Origin of the sequence: Stutzerimonas stutzeri (assembly GCF_002890915.1) — a bacterium.
GTDB lineage: Bacteria > Pseudomonadota > Gammaproteobacteria > Pseudomonadales > Pseudomonadaceae > Stutzerimonas > Stutzerimonas stutzeri_AF.
In genome coordinates, this window is record NZ_POUT01000011.1 from 84,465 (window position 1) to 101,598 (window position 17,134).

Sequence of the window (17,134 nt, forward strand, 5' to 3'; positions counted from 1 at the left end):
ATGCTCATCCCACTGAAAGAAGAGATGACGAGCGCAAGGGACAATGCCAAGAAGCCAAGTGCTGGCCGCCCCATGTCCCGTTTCGAGCGCAACCGTTCACGGGCACTGGAGCTTTTTGTCGAGCGCGGCTTCGCCCAAGTGAGCTTGCGCGAACTGGCCAGCCACCTCGAGCTGACCGTCGGCTCGCTCTACAACCATTGCAGCGGCAAGGAGGATCTGCTGCTGGAGTTCATCGAGGAGCATTACACGGCCATGCTGGCGCTGTTCGAACGGCGCCCACGGCAAGCCTCCGTCGGAACCAGGCTGCCGGTACTGGTAGAGCGTCTGATCGCACTGCACGACAGCAGCCCATTGCACTTTCGCCTGGCGATTCGCGAACTCGACTGTCTGCGTCCCAGTCAACGACAACACATCGAGCGTATGCGCGAGCAATTGCGTCAACGGCTCTCAACATCGCTTCGCTCAACCGGATGCCATGCGGCTGACAACGACATCGTTGTCCTAGAACTGTTTGAACACCTGCCACTGTGGCTGTCGAGCTACCCGCTGGGTGACCGTCACAAAGCCCTTACCCAATTGCTGATCAGCGCCTCCTCACCTTGCGAGAATCGATCATGAACCCTTACACCCCCCCATTGCGTGACATCCAGTTCCTTCTCGACGAAGTCTTCGATGCCGGCAAGCTGTGGGACGACCTTCCAGGGCTGGCAAATGCTCTGGACATCGAAACCGCAAATGCCATTCTCGATGAGGCCGGCAAACTGGCCAGCGAGACGCTTGCTCCCCTTAACCGTAACGGCGATGAGGAAGGCGCGCAGTGGATCGATGGCAGCGTGCGAACGCCCAGCGGTTTCCGCGAAGCTTACGCCATCTATGCAGAAGGCGGCTGGGTCGGTCTCTCCGGCAATCCCCAGTATGGCGGCATGGGCATGCCCAAGATGCTCGCAGTACACGTAGAGGAAATGCTCTATGCCACCAACTGCAGTTTCAGCCTCTACTCGGTGCTGAGCAGTGGTGCCTGTCTGGCTATCGATGTCCACGCCAGTGAAGAACTCAAGCGCACCTACCTGCCACCGATGTACGCAGGCCGCTGGGCCGGCTCCATGTGCTTGACCGAAGCCCATGCCGGCACCGACCTGGGTATCATCCGTACCCGCGCCGAGCCACAAGCCGATGGCAGCTACAGAGTCAGCGGCAGCAAGATCTTCATCACCGGCGGCGAGCAGGATCTGACCGAGAACATCATCCATCTGGTGCTGGCCAAGCTGCCAGACGCGCCGGCCGGACCGAAGGGCATCTCGCTGTTCCTGGTGCCCAAGGTACTGGTCAACGCCGACGGCAGCCTCGGCGAACGCAACGCGGTGAGCTGCGGCTCCATCGAACACAAGATGGGCATCAAGGCCTCGGCCACCTGCGTGATGAACTTCGACGGCGCCACCGGCTATCTGGTTGGAGAGCTGAACAAGGGCCTCGCTGCGATGTTCACCATGATGAACTACGAGCGCCTGTCCATCGGCATCCAGGGTATCGGTTGCGCCGAGGCCTCTTACCAAAGCGCCGTCGCCTACGCACGCGATCGCCTGCAAAGCCGTGCGGCAACCGGCGTGCAGGCGGCGGACAAGATCGCCGATCCGATCATCGTGCATGCCGACGTACGCCGCATGCTGCTGAGCATGAAGGCCATGAACGAAGGCGGTCGGGCCATGGCGACTTACATCGGTGCTCAACTGGACATAGCCAAATATGCCCACGATGGCCAAGCGAGGGCCCGTGCACAGGCTCGAGTGGCACTGCTGACCCCCGTGGCCAAGGCCTTCTTCACCGACACGGGCCTGGAAAGCTGCGTACACGGCCAGCAGGTGCTCGGCGGCCATGGCTACATCCGCGAGTGGGGCCAGGAACAACTGGTGCGTGACGTACGCATTGCGCAAATCTACGAAGGTACCAACGGTATCCAGGCGCTCGACCTGCTCGGACGCAAGGTGCTTGCCGATGGCGGCCGAGCGTTGCACGAATTGCTAGACGAGATTCGCGAGCATGCCGATACGGCCGCTACCGACTACCGCGAGGCCCTGCACAGCGTGGTCAAGCAACTGGAAGATGCCAGTGCCTGGGTGCGCGAACAAAGCGAATCAGATCCCAATGCGGTAGGCGCCGCCTCGGTGGAATACCTGCACCTGTTCGGCTACGTCTGCTATGCCTATTTCTGGTCGCGAATGGCCTGTGCCGCCAAGGCCCGATTGGCGCTCGATACGCACTTTCATTCGGCCAAACTGGCGACGGCAGCATTCTTCTTCGAGCGTATCCTGCCACGCAGCAATGGCTTGCTCGCCTGCCTGCAAGGCGGCTCGAACAGCCTCTATGGCATGACCGAGGATCAGTTCTAGCTCTACCGTGCATGTGCCCAATGCTTGCGTTAAAGTGAACCGGCGCCTTCGTGGCGCCGCCCATAACAATAACAAGCTGGACATCCATCCATGCTGATAACCAAGCTTCTGCCGCCGCGCTATCACCACCCACCGCTCCTTCGCGAACGCCTGCTGGAACGGCTGAATAACGTTGCCTACCAGCGCCTGATCCACCTCAGAGCACCCGGTGGCTTCGGCAAGACCACTCTCCTGACCCAGTGGCGCAAACTCCTGATAGAACAGGGGCACAAGGTCGGCTGGATCAACCTGGATGAAACCGACAACGAGGACGTTCAATTCCTCAACTACTGGGCAGCCGCCCTCAAGCAGGCTGGCTGCCCCATCCAACAGCAACTGCTGGATAGCTACGAGCGCGGGCGCCCGGAAACCCAGGACAACTTTCTGACCGTGCTGGTCAATCTGCTCGCCGAGCTCGACAGCGAGCTGTATCTGATCCTCGATGACTACCACTGCATCAGCAATCCTCGTCTGCACGAACTGCTCGCCCGCATCCTCAAATACACACCTGCCAACTTCCACCTGGTCATCACCTCCCGCACCGAACTGCCTCACTGCCTGGAAGATCCCCGTCAGAAAAGTCGTGGCAATGAACTCAACGTACGCAGCCTGCGCTTTTCGGAAAGCGAAACGCAGTCCTACCTGAGCAACCGGATGACACAACCGGTCAGCGCGGATTCTTGCCGCGCACTGTTCGAGGCAACCGAAGGGTGGATCGCCGGCATCCAGATGCTGGTGCTCTCCAATGAGCTGAAGGATCCGGATCTGACGGACTGGTCCAAGGGGCTCTATCCGCTGGCCGAAACCATTCTGGAAAATACCTTGGGTAATCTGCCTCGCGAGACCCAGGATCTTCTGCTGCGGCTATCCGTGCTGGATCGCTTCAATGTCGAACTCTGCGAAGAAGTACTGGAGGTCAAGGACGCCCAGCACATTCTCGAGGGGCTGGCCGCAGATGGCCTCTTGCTGGTACCACTGGACCACGATGAACAGTGGTACCGTTTTCACGCATTGTTCAGCGAGCATCTGCGTCAGCGCCTGGCCGATCGCATGGTGGCCAGCCTCGGTGACTTGCATCAGCGCGCGCAACGCTGGCGCGATGCTGGCGGTCAACAGAACCGGCCAAGCTTGTCCGCCTTCCTGCGCGAGTGCAAAAGTGAGCTGAACGCCATCGACCTGCCTTCCTTCCACTATCGCGCCAGCCTCTGGTTCGAGCGCAAAGGGCATCTGATCGAAGCGGTTCACCATGCCCTGGCCTCGGCGGGCGAGGAACGCGCCTATGACCTGATCGATCGCTGCGTCATGAATGTCCTGGCGACCGGCGATCTCAACACCATTCTGGCCTGGACCGACAAGGTTCCCAGCGACGAGCTGGCACGCCGCTGGCACCTGCGCGTGGCTCGCTTCTGGGCCATGGTACTGGGCGGGCTGCACTTACAACGCGCCCGCCAGGAATTGCAAGCCCTCCAGCAGGCAAGCGGAACCGCAGACGGCATTGGCGAATTCGAGTATCAGGTATGTCGCCGCACCTTCGACGCCCTCAGTGGCGACAGCCAATCGGCGCTCGCCCTGCTCGATCACTGGCCCCCCAGCGGCGATGCCTACCACAATGGCGTTGCCTGCAACGCACTGATCTATGCACTGGCCAGCGCTTCGCGCTTCGAGGAAGTACCGAGCATCCTCGCCCAACTTCCAGAGCCACCACCCAGTGCCATACGTGGTTTCACCTATGCCTACCGACAATCCTTCACCGGCTGGATCCAATTCCTCAAAGGCAACATGCACAGGGCCATCAGCGGCCTGGAGGAGGCCCTGCACCGGCTGGACGAAAACTTCGGCAGACGCTCGGCTCCCTCATGCGTCGTATCAGGCTTCCTGGCCGAAACCTTGTACGAGAGCAATGATCTCGAGAAGCTGAACAGCTTGCTCAGCGGCCGCCTGGAGGTGATGAACGAACGCGTGTTCTTCGAGAGCTACATCCGCGCCCTTCTGGCAGGTGCGCGCCTGAGTTACCTGCAAGGCCACTGCGACAATGCTCACGAACTTCTTGAACGCCTGCGCTTGTTTGGCCATAGCACCGGACTGCAACGCCCGATCGTCACCGCAGTGGCTGAGCGGATACGCCTGCTGCTGCATCAGGGCGATCTTTCGGGTGCGATTCGCATGCAAGTGGAACTGGAGTCGTTGTCATCATGGCCGACGCATGACCTGAGACCGGCCACGCTGGGCAGTGCCTTCGACATAGCCGCTCTGGGCATTCTCTCGCGTGCCCGCATTGCCCTCTGTGAAGAACGTCCCTCGACAGCACTGGACGAATTGTCTGCACTCACTGCACTCAATGCCGATGAGCGTCTGGACTACTACATCAAGACCAAACTGCTGGAATGTCTGGCGCGCTACCGCTTGCAAGACTGCGACTGGCGGCCCACCTTGCATTCACTGCTGGAGTTGGGCGCACCCGGGCAGATGATTCGCAGCTTTTGCGATGAGATTCCGGGAACCGAACAGATGCTGCAGGAGCTCACCGGGCAGTGCCGCACGCCGGAGCATGAGGCGTTTCTGGCGCAGGTACTGAACAGCCAGAAGCCCCTATCGAGGCGTTCCGCACAACCGCATAGCGAGTACAACCTGAGCGGCCGAGAGCAGGACATTCTGGAGCTGCTGCTGCAGGGTATGCCGAACAAACGTATTGCCCTGGCCCTCAACATATCGGCAGAAACAGTGAAGTGGTACCTGAAAAAGCTCTTCATCAAACTGAACGTCAGCGATCGCCTGCACGCCATCGACAAGGCGCGCCGGGAGAAACTGGTCGTGGAAAAGCACACGGGTTGAAAGACGGAACCTGAAACGCACGTAGCGATATCACTGAAAAAATCGGTGCGGGGGCGGGGACCCGCACCGCAAGGGCGTCGAATCGACTCAGTTACGAACGATGACCTTTACCAGCCCATCACGCTCCATCGCCGCCAACAGGTTACGCGCACCGAAAGCCTCGGCCGGACTGACGAAACCGGCAGCGGTGACCTTCCCGGCAAGGATGTGCTCGATCCCGGCCACCGCTACCGAACCAGCCTGTTCGTAACCACAGTTGCCTTGCAGGATGACCGTGGACTGGCTGGTCGGGCCGCTACCGTGGCAGGAGATCACCGCACGACAAATCTCCGGGTTTTCACGCGGCGGCTCGGCCGGCGTCAACTCGTGCCCCCAGGCATTGGTAACCTCTTCCTGCTCCTGTGCGGACTTGAACCTGTGTATTTCGTTGAACTCGCGGGCCAGCTTGAGCACGTTGCTCATGACCTGCGGGTTGCCGAAATTCACCAGCATGCTGCAGTTGCGTACTCGTGGATGATCGAGGTACCACACTGGTTCGCCACCACCGCTCCAGGGCAGACAATCGAGTACCTGGTGGAACGTGGGCGCCACCGACTGATAAGCAGTAGCCGGTTCCCAGGCCACCAGCTCACGCTGTGCCAGGTGGTATTGAGGCTGACAGCACATACGCAGGAACGACAGCGTGGAACTGACCGAGGGCAGCGAGCCACGGGTGACGTAGACCAGATCCAGAGTGTCGATACCGGGAGTTTCCAGGCAGACCTCCGCAGCCAGATGGCCAGATGTCCACATGAACGCCAGCGCCGGGATCAGCAACAGACCTCGCTTGGCATAGGCCTCGGCATATTGCTTACGCAGAAAGATCATCCAGTCCTGCTCGCCGGTACTGTCCAGATAGTGGCAGCCTGCGGCCAGAGCGGCACGCACCATCGGCTCGGCCAATTGCATGAATGGGCCGACGGTGTTGTACACCACGACCTTGCCTCTGAGCAGTTCGGTCAGCGCCCCCTCTTCGTTAGGCACTTCGAGCACTTCGTAACGGGCATCCTTGAGCTCAGGCTGAGTCGCGAATTGCTCATGGATTTTCGCCGCACTGCGGCCAGCCGCGATGAATGGGACATCGCGCGCAGCCAGATGACGGGCAATCAGTTTGCCGGTGTAGCCACTGGCGCCATAAACCACGACCTTGATATCAGTCATTTCTCGTTCTCCGGGTTTCATGCGGTTTGTTGTTGTGTGGATGCCGTGCTCAGCTCACCTTCAAGGCTTTCGCGCAGAATGCGTTCGAGGGGTTTTTCCGAGGCGGTCTTGGGGATTTCGTCGAGTACCTGCACATGACTGGGCAGCAGGTTGCGTGGCAGATAGCGAGAGCAGTGCGCAAGCAGCTGAGAGTGCTCCAGGACATGGCCGGGGAGCGCCACGACGGCGGCAACGATCTCCTTCTCGCCCGGTGCACAGGTCGGCCAGGGCAAGCCGTAGACGAAAACGTCGGCGACCGAGTCCATCTCGGCGATGACCTTCTCGATCTGAGCCGGGTCGATGAACTCACCATTGCGACGGATGCCACTGCCATCGCGATAGTCGAAGTAGACCCATCCCTGCGCGTCCTTGTGACCAATATCCCCTGAGTGGAACCAGCCACCACGGGTCTTGTCCGCAGACGCCTGTGGGTTGTTCAGATAGGCCACCGGCGGGTGCTCGGCACCGGAGGCTGCACGGAAGCAGATTTCTCCACGCTGCCCCGGCGGCACCTGGTTACCGTTCTCGTCGAGAATCGCGCAACTGAGGTGCGAGGGTGGTTTGCCAATCGAACCGATAGGGCCGACGCCCGGAGGGTTGAGTGTCAGACCGCCCTCGGCAGTGCCATAGAACTCGAATATCTCGACATTGAAACGCCTGGCGAAGTCCTGCCAGATACTCGCCGGCATACCGGCGCTGAACACGTAGCGCACCGGATTGTCGCCATCGTCCGCACGCGGTGGTTCGGAGTACACCGCGGTGGTCATGCCCCCCAGCAGGTTGAACACCGTGCATTGATAGCGACGCAGAATCTCCCACAGCCGGGACTTGGTGAACTGGCGGCTGATCACCGCGCGCAGGCCCATGAACAAGGCGTTGCCCAGAGTGATGCACTGGGCGTTGGCATGGGTCAGGCTCAACCCGGTATAAGGCCTGTCACCTGGCTGCAGACCCACTTCGGCACCGAGACTGGCGATGGCGGCGAAACGCGCATAGGGCGCGACAATGGCCTTGGGATTGCCAGTGGTGCCGGACGTGAACAGCAACTGCATCGGCTGTTGCAGATCGCTGGCGCGTACGGCAATGTCCGGCACACGGTCGTCCAGCACATCGCTCAGGGAACGGACCCGAACCCTCGGGTGGCTGGGCAATTCATCTAGACCTGCGCCAGTATCCAGCACCCAGAGCCAGTCCAGATTCGGCAGGCGCTCGGCCAGTTCCAGAACCGCAGTCAAAGCATGGTCGGCGACGATTGCACCTCGGCAGGCAGAGAAGCTCAACAGGTAATGCAGCTTGTCACCGCAGGCGCGAGCGTCGATGGGCACAAACACCGTGTTGGCGATGGAAGAGCCAACCATCGCCTCGACGAACTCCGGGTGGTTGAACATGATCAGGGCAAAGGCATCGCCCTGCCGCATCCACTCATCGTCCAGGCCTGAGGCAATGCGTTGCCCATTCTCCCAGAGCTGTCGATAGCTGCGGCTGCACTCATGCAACTGCTGGTCGGCACCGACATGAACGAAAGTCAGCACATCCAGGTCAGGAGTTTCCTCGACCTTGCGGCGGATGACATTGGCAAGAATCAATGAAGCATCATGTTGCATGGCAGCCTCCTAGCGGGTCAGCACGGTCATGGCCATGACCGCAGCATCTGCGCCGATAAAGCCGCCGCCATTTTCCGCCAGAGCAACGCGTGCGCCTTCAACCTGGCGAGCACCACAGTTGCCACGCAACTGCTCGACCAGTTCGAAGATCTGCCCCAGCCCGGTGGCTCCGATTGGATGCCCCTTGCGATTGAGCCCCCCGGAAACGCTCACCGGAATCCGCCCTCCCAGTTCGGTGGCACCTGATTCCAGCAAGGCCACGCCCTCCCCGCGCGCGCAAAGGTCAAGGCTTTCGTAATACATCAGCTCGGAGGCGGAAGTGGCATCGTGCAGCTCCACCAGACTGAGATCCTGCGCACCGACGCCAGCGGCCTGGTAGATCAGCTCGGCAGCCCAGCGTGTCACCTCTGGCCCAGGCTCCTCGCCATAGTCATAGCCACTGACCAACATCGAGGCAGCCACACGAATTGGGCGCCGCGCGCCCAGGCGCTGCAACATTCTTTCGGAGACGATCACCGCCGCAGCCGCGCCGTCACCGATTGGTGAACACATCGGCAGGGTCAGTGGATCAGCGATAGGCCGCGCCGCGAGAATCTGCTCGACGCTCAACACATCCTGAAACTGCGCGCGGGGGTTGAGCGCGCCATGCCGCGAATTCTTCGCCGTCACCATGGCCAGATGACGCGCCTCGCCACCAGCCGAGGCCAGGTAGTCACGCGCCCAGGTGGCGTAGATGTCCATGAACAGCGAACGGTCCTTGCCAGCCTGGGAGAGATCCACCTGTGCCCCACTGCGGCGAATGCTGTCCTGCAAGAAGCCCATCACGGCGTCCTGCTCCTCGACGTCGACACAGCCATCGAACACGGAGAAAGTCCGCGCCTTGTCGTCGTGATAGAGCTTCTCGTAACCGGCGGCCAGAACCACGTCATAAAGGCCATGGCTGACCAGCGTGCAGGCCTGCTGGAAGGCGGTGGAAGCCGTGGCGCAAGCATTCTCCACGTTGATCACCGGGATGCGCCCGACGCCCAGCCCACGCAATACGGCTTGCCCGGCGATGCACACCTGGCCAGTGATCACCGGTGCCGCGCCTGTGCCCATCCAGGCGGCATTGAGCTGCCTGGCCTCGATACCGGCGTCATCCAGCGCTTGCTTGATCGCTTCGCGCGCCAGGCTATTGAGGCTACGTCCGAGGTGCTTGCCGAAGCGGGTCATGCCGACGCCAATGACGTAGGCATTCTGCCGCGCGTTGCGGATCAGTTGCTGATCCAGATCCGTGCTGGTGCTCATCACAGCCACTCCAGGTTGGTCAGGTTGTAGCCGCCCTTGATCGCCAGAATCTGGTTGCAGCCGTCCTCGATCATCGAGGCGCGGGCATCACGGAAGATCTTCTCCACCGGGTATTCGCGGGTCAGGCCATTACCGCCGAACATCTGGATCGCATCGCTGGCGACCTCGAAGGCATGCTCGGTGGCAGTGACCTTGGCCAGCATGGCGGCCTGCAGAGCCGGCACCGGCTCCAACGCATTGAAACGGGCTACCCTACGAGTCAGGGCATGGGCCGTTTCGACCTTGCGCAGCATGTGGAACAGGCGGCGCGCCACGTCCTGGTGACGGATGATCGGCTGACCGCCCTGCTTGCGTTCATGGGCATAGGCCAGGGCATGGTCGTAGGCCGAGCGCGCTACGCCGGTGAAAGTGGCAGCCATCAGCAGGTTGGCATCGGTATGGATGGCGTACACCGCACGCTTGAAGTCATCCGGCCCGGCCAGCAGGTGGTCGAGGCTGACCTTGACGTTGTCGAAGTACAACTCGCCCTGTGGCAGCGCACGCTGACCGAGCTTCTCCAGAGGCTTGCCTCGCGAGACCCCAGGCAGATTGGTCGGCACCACGACGCAGAAGCCACGCTGTGGATCCGGGCCATTGGCGGTTTCCGCCGCGCAATACAGCACGCAGAGTTCGGCGATGCAGCCATTGGAGACCCAGGCCGACTTCTGCCCATTGATGATGATGTGCCCATCGCTGATGCGCGCCACGCAGTTCGGTCGACCGTAGCGCCCCTGTGCATGGAACAGTTGCTGACTGACATCCAGCGAGTCGGTGCCGTGATCGGGCTCGGTGATCCCCCAGCAGCCAATCAGTTGCTCGGAATACTCCTTGAGCAGGAACTGGTTGCCCATCTTCGCGGCCATGTACAGCGGCAGCATGCGTACAGCGGCAGAAATCGCCAGCCCTGCATCGCCCCAGCCAAGCTCCTCGAACAGCAACGGGAACATCACCGCACGTTGCTCATCGCTCAGGCTGGACAACAGCTCCAGGCTGATGCCCAGCTTGTCGTACTCGGTGAAGAATTCGTACAACCGCGAGCCCTTGGCTGCGACCTGGTCGGCACTGAGCTTGTCGAGTTCCTGGCCGATGGGGCGCATGACCTTGCTGGCGAACTGACGCAAGCTCTGGCGGAAAGCCTCGGACTCTTCGTCCAGCGCAGCCTCGCAAGCCCAGGGGCCGAACTGTACCTTGGGCTCGGCAGGCCATTGCTGCACGGGCAGATTGGAATGATGCATAGCGTGAACTCCTGTCTTACTGGAGCCGCCGCCCGGCCGGGCGGCGACGAAAACGTCACTTGCCGGCCGCCTCGAGCTTGCCCAGGGAGAAATCGGACTCCTTGGCACCCTTGCGGTTGATGACATAAGTCGTGGCGAAGTTGGTCGAATGCTGGCGCTTGAAGTCGATCTGCTGCCCCTGCACCGGGAGGATCGCCTTGTAGCCATCCTCCCCCGTGATGGGCTGCTGCTGCATGTGGTGGAAGCGCCAGAACTCACCGTTCTTGTCATAGATCTCAGACATCAACGGGCGATTGGCCTGAACATCCACGTAGAGGATCTTCTTGCCATACGGATGAGCATCCGGCGGCGTCCCCTCGAGCACCCAGACCTCGCGGGGCTGCCAGCCCAGCTTGGGGTTGGGGTTCCAGTAAGGCGGGTTGCTGACGTCCTGCTGCGGGAACTGCGCGGCAGGTTCTTTTTCACCCACACCGATGGTCTGCGGCGTATCGGTGATGGCGAGAATCCAGCGCTTGTCGATCAGCTGGACGCTCTTGTACCAGTTGGGCGGCGAATCCCAGACGTCGATATCGTCGCCGAGAATATCCAGGCCACCGACTGGATCCATCCAGGCGTTACCCGAAATTCGCCGTACACGGCGCACCGACTTCACGTAAGCCCAGACGTCGTCGGTCTTGAAACCATCGGCGTAGCGTTTGGTGTAGGTGCCGATACCCTTGATGTCCTGCGGTGCTTCCGCGAACAGCAGGGTGTTCTGCAGCATGAAGTCCTTGCCGATGCTGGACGGCCCGTTCAGACGGCCGCGGGTATAGAAACGGTCGAGACGGTAGCGTTGAACCCGCTCAACACCTTTCTTGGCATCGATCAGGATGTAGTGGAAATTCTTCAGTTCTTGCGAGTCGCCCATCGGGCGGCCGTAAATGAAGTTCCACACGATCTTGTCGCCGGCATCCGGATCTTTCACATCGATATCTGGGTAAGGCACACCCTTGTCCCAGCCCTGAACCGTACGTGTGGCACGGTCGAACCCGACCTTGTCGCGATTCGCCGCGCTGGCTTCGAGATAGGCCGGATCGAGCTCCACCGCCTTGGAAGGCGCCAGAGTCAGACCCAGGTTGTAGTTACGGATCTGCCACTGCACCTTGTCGGTGAGCAGTTGACTCAGGGGCTTCCCCTCGAAGCTCTCGTTCAACACCTGGTCGAGGTTGTTCTTGTCCACCAGGGTGCCGGCGGGCAGTTCAGCGGCCACAGCGGTGGCGCTGGTGGCCAGTAGAGCGCAGCTCAGTGCCGCGAGTTTGAAGAGCGTTTTCATCAGCAGGCTCCAGGTCAGAATTGACGGGTCAGGCGCAGCACGAACTGATCGTGGTTATCGAGGTAACCGAACAGTCGGGTATCGCTGCTGTCACCGGCGGCGCTGTCGTTGCTGCGTCCGGCGGAGAAGAACAGGTCGGCCTCGGCACGCAGACGCCAGTTGTCACCCATGGCGAACTCCACCGCCGGAATCAGGAAACCGCCCTTGTTGTTCACGTCGACGCCAGCGGCCAGCGATGGGTTGATCGTGTCGTTGCGGTAGTTCATCTGCAGCACGGTGGTGAACAGCGTGGTGTCACGCTTCTTCTTCGCCGCGAAGGCGGCCAGCTCGACCAGATCGTCGTCCTTGGAGAAACCAAGCACACGGGTGTTGAACAACTGCATGGAGAGGAAGGACGGCCGGCTGGTACCGAGGAAGCGAGTCAAGTCCACGGTCTTGTCCATGCGCACCATGGTGGTTAGGGTGTCCTTGCGCTTGAGCCCCGCGAAACCTGGAGGCACCGCACCACCGAACAGCGGTTCGCTGCCCTGGTTGAAACCCATGCCCTCGGTGTACACCACCTCGGTAGAGAACACGGCATCCGCTGCCGCCACGTAGGTGCTGGCGGTAGCGCCCCAGACCGTGATCTCTGGATGGAACACATCACCCAGAACCCCCTTGGGTGCCTTCTTGTAGGGATTGAAACGCGAGTTGACCACCGGGTCGCCCTGATAGGACTTGAGCCAGGCCAACGAATAGTTGACGTCACCAGCCATCCCCGACCAGCGCAGACCACCTGTGACTTTCTCGTTGTCCCCTGCCGGGTGCTCGTAGTCGGTATCGAGCAGGGAAAAGAAGTCGGTGCCGCGATAAGGCTGCGGCGCCCAGCGGCCACCATAGAAATCGACGCTGTTGCCGATCGCGTTATGCGCATCCAGCCCCGGACGCACCAGCACCTGCAACGCGCCATCGAACTCCGGCACCTGGATGGTGGTGTTGAGCAGGATCAGCGGTTTGCGTAACTCCTCGTTCTCCGGTTCGAGGAACGAGCGCCAGCGATAATCGAAACCATGAACGACGTCCATGGCCCGGAAGAAATCGGTCTCGCCCCAGACTACCTGCTGCTTGCCGACGCGGAACTTGACCCGGTCGAGCTCGTAGTCGAAATAGAATTCGCGCAGTTCCCCACGGTCGTACTCGCCCATCAGGTCGCTACCGCGACCACGCAAGCCCGTGTTGACCATGGATCGGTTGATGTCCTGCAGGTCGTCCTGGTAATCGGTCATCAACTCCTTGTCGAGACGGGCGATAGCCTTCCAGCTCAGCGGGCCGGTCACCGCGTCGGCATCGAGCATCAGCGAACCACGCAGCATCGACAGCTTGCCCTTGTCGTCCCCCTTGGTTTCCGGCGCATCCTTCAGATTGAACGACGACCAACCGCGCACATAGCCGCCCAGGCTGAAACCGAAATCATCGTCACCGTAGTCCATCGCCTGCGCGCCACTGGACAGTATGCTCAGCGGCAGCAGAGCCATAAGCCACGTCGGCCGCTTGGCCCGAATGGTTGATTGCATCCCAGATACCTCTCATTGTTCTTGTTTGATGGCAGTAGCACTCGAACCCACCGCTTACACAGCGGGCTCGGAGTCGAAGGCGCCCTGCTCCTCTGAATGAGCCGGGGCGAAGATGAAGTCGGGTTTGAACACCAGCGCCAGCGCCGGCATCACGAATAGTGAGGTGAAGGCCGAAACCATCAGCCAGAGGCCGATCAGCAAGCCCATCTCGGCCTGGAAGCGCAGCGACGAGTACCCCCACAGCAGCACCCCGGCAGCCAGGGTGAACGCGGTCAGGATCACCCCGCGCCCGGCCGAACCAATGGACTGCAGCACCGCCTCCAGGTGACTGGCACGCGGATGCTTCTCCAGGTATTCCTTGATCGAGTCGACGATGTAGAAGGCGTAATCGACGCCCAGCCCGATCCCCAGCGCGACCACCGGCAAGGTGCTGATACTCATGCCGATGCCCTGCCAGGCCATGAAGGCGAAGGTGACCACGTTGGAAACCAGCACCGGGATGATGAAGAAGATGCCGCTGACCGAAGAGCGATAGACCACCAGGCAGCACAGCACGACCACCAGGAAGGCCAGGGCGATCGCCTCGATCTGGTCACGCAGCAACACCTCGTTGACCGCCGCGATGACGCCAAGGCCACCGCCAGCCAACTTCACCTCGGCGTATTCGAGCGGGTTCTCGGCGATGAACTGTTTGGCGTAGTGCATCGCATTGCGCAGGGTCTCGCCCTTGTGGTCGCGGAAGAACAAGGTGATGGCGCCATTCTGGAACGAGCGGTCGACATACTGCGCCATGTCCTCGGGGGCAGCGCCTTGCAGGTAGAAATTGATCAGCTCGCCGTTCTCGATCTGCGAGGTGCCCAGTTCGCGGTAGCGTGGGTTGCCTTCATAGAGGTTGCGCCGTACGTCCACCACCAGATCGGCCAATGACACGCTGCCGCCGATCTCCGGCTGGCGCTCCATGTAGCGCTGGAAACCCTGCGCCCAGGTCAGCACCTCGGGCAGCTTCAGCGCATCCGACGCCTTGCCCTCGATCACCACGAACATCTGCTCGGAACCGGGGTAGAGACGATTGATCAGCGCGCTGTCCTGATTGAACGACGAGCCCTGCCAGAGGATCGGCGAGCCGTCGCTGGCATCACCGACCTGAATGCGCGTAGCCTCGAACAGCAATCCACCCAAAAGCGCAATGCAGACCGGCGCGACGAAATAGCGTGCCCGGGTGGTGACCATAAGCGAGGCCCCCCCCAATACCGCGTTGAGAATGAAATCAAGCTTCAGCGGATGCACGAAACCCTGCGGGCGACGCACCCAAGACAGCATGATCGGCGTCATCACGACCGCCGAGACGGCGATGCTCATGACCCACACGGCGCCGATGATCGCCACCTTGTGCAGCAGTGGAATGGGCGTGAGCATCACGCAGAGGATGGCTCCCGCGTCGGCATACAAGCCCAGCATGCTTGGACGAAACAGCTCGGCCATGGCTTGCTCGGCCGCGCGTTTGGATGGCACCTGACCGTCCAGCGCCAAGTCGTCGTAACGGGTGATCAACTGCACCGAATGGGAGAAAGCACGCGCGGTGATGATGAACGCCACGACCACAACCAGCGGATCCCAGTTGTAACCCAGCAGGGAACTGATACCCAGCGCCCAAATCCCGGAAATGCCGCCAGCCAGCAGTGGTAACAGGGTGCCGCGCCAGGTGCGGCTGAACATGAACAGCAACACCAGCATGGCCGCCAGCGACAGCAACGACAGGCCCAGCGTCTCCGGCAGGTAGTGGGCCACCCAGCCATACAGCACCGGCTCACCAACCAGGTGCAGACTGACCCGATCCTTGATCGGCGAAGCATCGAGGATCGCCTGGATTTGCGGGAAGATCGCCTGGTAGTTGACCAGATGGTCGTAGAAATCCACCTGGATCAGCGTCGAGCCGAACTCACGATCGACGAACAGGCCATAGACCATCGAGTTGTTGAGGATCGCCTGGCGCAACTGACGCAACTGTGCCGGCGTGGTCGGCACCTCGTTCATCAGCGGCTCGGTCTCGATGCCCTCGCTGGAGGCATTGACCCGCTTCAGCTTGCGCGAAGCCAGCGAAACGATCTGCTGTGGGTTGACGCCTTCCACCTTGCGCAACTCACGGCTGATGCGTTGCACCTCGGCCAGGATGTCGCTGTCGATGATGTCCCCCACCTTGGCCTTGACCAGGATGGTCACGCGATTGCTGGCGGCGAAGCTGTCCTGATAGGCCTGATGCACCTGCACGTACGGATGGTTATGCGGAACCATGTCGGAGAAACGCGTTTCGACATGCAAGCGCGCCAGATTGACGGCGAAGAACAGGGTGACCAGGCCGACCACCACGGTTACCGGCAAACGATGGGCGATCGACCACTCGGCCAGACGAGTCGCGAAGTTCTGCAAGCGCTTCATGGCCGCCCCTCCGCACCCACGACACGCAACTGACCGCCCTGCACCACGGCCAGTTGGCGACCGACCAGCAGCTCGCCACCTGCAACCGGTAGAATGCGCGTGAGGTAGCCCTTGCCCAACTCACCGAAACCGATGGCGGCGTTCTTCCAACCACTGGCGGGTTTGGTGCTCTGGAAATAGGTGCCGTTGTCGCCAACCACGCTCCACAGGCCGTCACGTACCACCACGTCATGCAGGTGATCGCGACTGAAGGGTGTGAGGCTGCGCCAGGTGTCGCCAGCATCCTGAGTCAGGTAGATGTACCCGGCATTGCCCACGGCAACGCCGGTATCGCCATCGAAGGCCACCGCGCGCAGGCTTTCGCTGCCAAGCTCCTGAGTGCTCCAGGTACGCCCACCATCACGGCTGCGCAACAAGCGGCCGAACTCTGCCGCAATCCAAATATCACCACCTGAGCCGGGGCGGATCGCATTGAAGGCCACGTCCTGCTCTGGCGCCATACGCTCCCAGGTTTCAGCCCCTGGGCCCGCACGGAACAGTGCCCCCATCTCACCGGTAACCCAGAAATGACCATCGATGTAGGCCACGTCCAGCAGCTTGCCACCAATCTCGCCTACCGGTAGCGGAGCATGACGCCAGCCATGTCCTGGTGCGCGCGACCACAGGTCACCCTGATTGCCAACCGTGACCACCACACCCTTCGGAGAAACGGCCACCGCCTGTAGATTGCTGCGGTTCGGCAGCACCTCACGACTCCAACGCGTAGCGTCATCGACGCCATGCAGCACTGCGCCATCCTGCCCAACCACCCACAACGAATCCTTGTCTCCAGCCACACCGAAGAACATGTCACGCGACTCGACCACCGGCTGCCGCAACGGAGCGCCAGTTGCGGTCGGCTTTATGAAGACAGCCGCATAAGCCAGCCCGAAAATCAACGCCCAGGGCGAGAGGCGAGCAGCCCACGGCAAGATCAAGCCAGAAGCCTGCTCCTCACGCTCGCCATGCGGCGTGGATTGGGAAAGTTCAATGTTTTTTGCAAAGGAATTAGAAGAATCGGCCCGCACATGAAGGCAGGCAGCACCCGAAGAACCAGCATCGGATGCAGTATTAGGGCTGCGCATAAGAGCACCTTTAGTTGTTTTTGTTCGTGGGGCCAATCATGTCGCGC

11 protein-coding genes are annotated in these 17,134 nt (G+C 61.1%); 3 read left to right on the forward strand and 8 right to left on the reverse strand.

All coding sequences use genetic code 11. From position 1 onward, the window contains the following. The 3 genes from CXK94_RS18035 (at nucleotide 1) to CXK94_RS18045 (ending at nucleotide 5,258) form a co-directional block, all read left to right on the forward strand. Nucleotides 1-618, forward strand: coding sequence for a TetR/AcrR family transcriptional regulator (locus CXK94_RS18035; protein ID WP_256046129.1), 618 nt, complete (start codon nucleotides 1-3; stop codon nucleotides 616-618). Then, the gene (locus tag CXK94_RS18040; protein WP_102895338.1) at nucleotides 615-2,387 is read left to right on the forward strand and encodes an acyl-CoA dehydrogenase C-terminal domain-containing protein; all 1,773 of its coding nucleotides are present in this window, start codon (nucleotides 615-617) and stop codon (nucleotides 2,385-2,387) included. The genes CXK94_RS18035 and CXK94_RS18040 overlap by 4 nt, the downstream gene beginning before the upstream one ends. A 90-nt stretch (nucleotides 2,388-2,477) precedes the next feature. Next, nucleotides 2,478-5,258, forward strand: coding sequence for a LuxR C-terminal-related transcriptional regulator (locus tag CXK94_RS18045; protein WP_102895339.1), 2,781 nt, complete (start codon nucleotides 2,478-2,480; stop codon nucleotides 5,256-5,258). 87 nt (nucleotides 5,259-5,345) lie between these two features. Here CXK94_RS18045 and CXK94_RS18050 read toward each other — a convergent pair whose 3' ends face one another. From CXK94_RS18050 to CXK94_RS18085, 8 genes are all read right to left on the reverse strand, one after another. Further along, nucleotides 5,346-6,479, reverse strand: a complete 1,134-nt coding sequence (locus tag CXK94_RS18050) for a saccharopine dehydrogenase family protein (RefSeq protein WP_219726497.1) — start codon at nucleotides 6,477-6,479, stop codon at nucleotides 5,346-5,348. Then, nucleotides 6,476-8,101 (reverse strand): AMP-binding protein, encoded by a 1,626-nt coding sequence (locus CXK94_RS18055; protein ID WP_102895341.1) that lies wholly within the window; start codon nucleotides 8,099-8,101, stop codon nucleotides 6,476-6,478. Before CXK94_RS18055 ends, CXK94_RS18050 begins: the two co-directional genes overlap by 4 nt. Nucleotides 8,102-8,110: 9 nt before the next feature. Beyond that, complete coding sequence (locus CXK94_RS18060) at nucleotides 8,111-9,388, reverse strand: thiolase family protein (protein WP_102895342.1); 1,278 nt, start codon at nucleotides 9,386-9,388, stop codon at nucleotides 8,111-8,113. Next, nucleotides 9,388-10,662, reverse strand: coding sequence for an acyl-CoA dehydrogenase family protein (locus CXK94_RS18065; protein ID WP_102895343.1), 1,275 nt, complete (start codon nucleotides 10,660-10,662; stop codon nucleotides 9,388-9,390). Before CXK94_RS18065 ends, CXK94_RS18060 begins: the two co-directional genes overlap by 1 nt. Before the next feature lie 55 nt (nucleotides 10,663-10,717). After that, complete coding sequence (locus CXK94_RS18070; protein ID WP_102895344.1) at nucleotides 10,718-11,974, reverse strand: DUF1329 domain-containing protein; 1,257 nt, start codon at nucleotides 11,972-11,974, stop codon at nucleotides 10,718-10,720. A 14-nt stretch (nucleotides 11,975-11,988) separates the two neighbouring features. Beyond that, the gene (locus CXK94_RS18075) at nucleotides 11,989-13,488 is read right to left on the reverse strand and encodes a DUF1302 family protein (RefSeq protein ID WP_219726498.1); all 1,500 of its coding nucleotides are present in this window, start codon (nucleotides 13,486-13,488) and stop codon (nucleotides 11,989-11,991) included. A gap of 93 nt (nucleotides 13,489-13,581) precedes the next feature. Continuing rightward, on the reverse strand, nucleotides 13,582-15,963 hold the full coding sequence (locus tag CXK94_RS18080; protein WP_102895345.1) for an efflux RND transporter permease subunit: 2,382 nt from the start codon (nucleotides 15,961-15,963) through the stop codon (nucleotides 13,582-13,584). Beyond that, entirely contained in the window at nucleotides 15,960-17,087 is a 1,128-nt protein-coding gene (locus tag CXK94_RS18085; RefSeq protein ID WP_102895346.1) for a WD40/YVTN/BNR-like repeat-containing protein, read from the reverse strand. The genes CXK94_RS18080 and CXK94_RS18085 overlap by 4 nt, the downstream gene beginning before the upstream one ends. Nucleotides 17,088-17,134 lie beyond the last annotated feature (47 nt).

What these genes read in the sequence shown, in the direction of transcription:
- CXK94_RS18035 (WP_256046129.1), top strand. Translation starts at nt 1, where the DNA reads ATGCTCATCCCACTGAAAGAAGAGATGACGAGCGCAAGGGACAATGCC.
- CXK94_RS18045 (WP_102895339.1), top strand. Translation starts at nt 2,478, where the DNA reads ATGCTGATAACCAAGCTTCTGCCGCCGCGCTATCACCACCCACCGCTC.
- CXK94_RS18055 (WP_102895341.1), bottom strand. Translation starts at nt 8,101, where the DNA reads ATGCAACATGATGCTTCATTGATTCTTGCCAATGTCATCCGCCGCAAG.
- CXK94_RS18040 (WP_102895338.1), top strand. Translation starts at nt 615, where the DNA reads ATGAACCCTTACACCCCCCCATTGCGTGACATCCAGTTCCTTCTCGAC.
- CXK94_RS18050 (WP_219726497.1), bottom strand. Translation starts at nt 6,479, where the DNA reads ATGAAACCCGGAGAACGAGAAATGACTGATATCAAGGTCGTGGTTTAT.
- CXK94_RS18060 (WP_102895342.1), bottom strand. Translation starts at nt 9,388, where the DNA reads ATGAGCACCAGCACGGATCTGGATCAGCAACTGATCCGCAACGCGCGG.
- CXK94_RS18070 (WP_102895344.1), bottom strand. Translation starts at nt 11,974, where the DNA reads ATGAAAACGCTCTTCAAACTCGCGGCACTGAGCTGCGCTCTACTGGCC.
- CXK94_RS18085 (WP_102895346.1), bottom strand. Translation starts at nt 17,087, where the DNA reads ATGCGCAGCCCTAATACTGCATCCGATGCTGGTTCTTCGGGTGCTGCC.
- CXK94_RS18080 (WP_102895345.1), bottom strand. Translation starts at nt 15,963, where the DNA reads ATGAAGCGCTTGCAGAACTTCGCGACTCGTCTGGCCGAGTGGTCGATC.
- CXK94_RS18075 (WP_219726498.1), bottom strand. Translation starts at nt 13,488, where the DNA reads ATGGCTCTGCTGCCGCTGAGCATACTGTCCAGTGGCGCGCAGGCGATG.
- CXK94_RS18065 (WP_102895343.1), bottom strand. Translation starts at nt 10,662, where the DNA reads ATGCATCATTCCAATCTGCCCGTGCAGCAATGGCCTGCCGAGCCCAAG.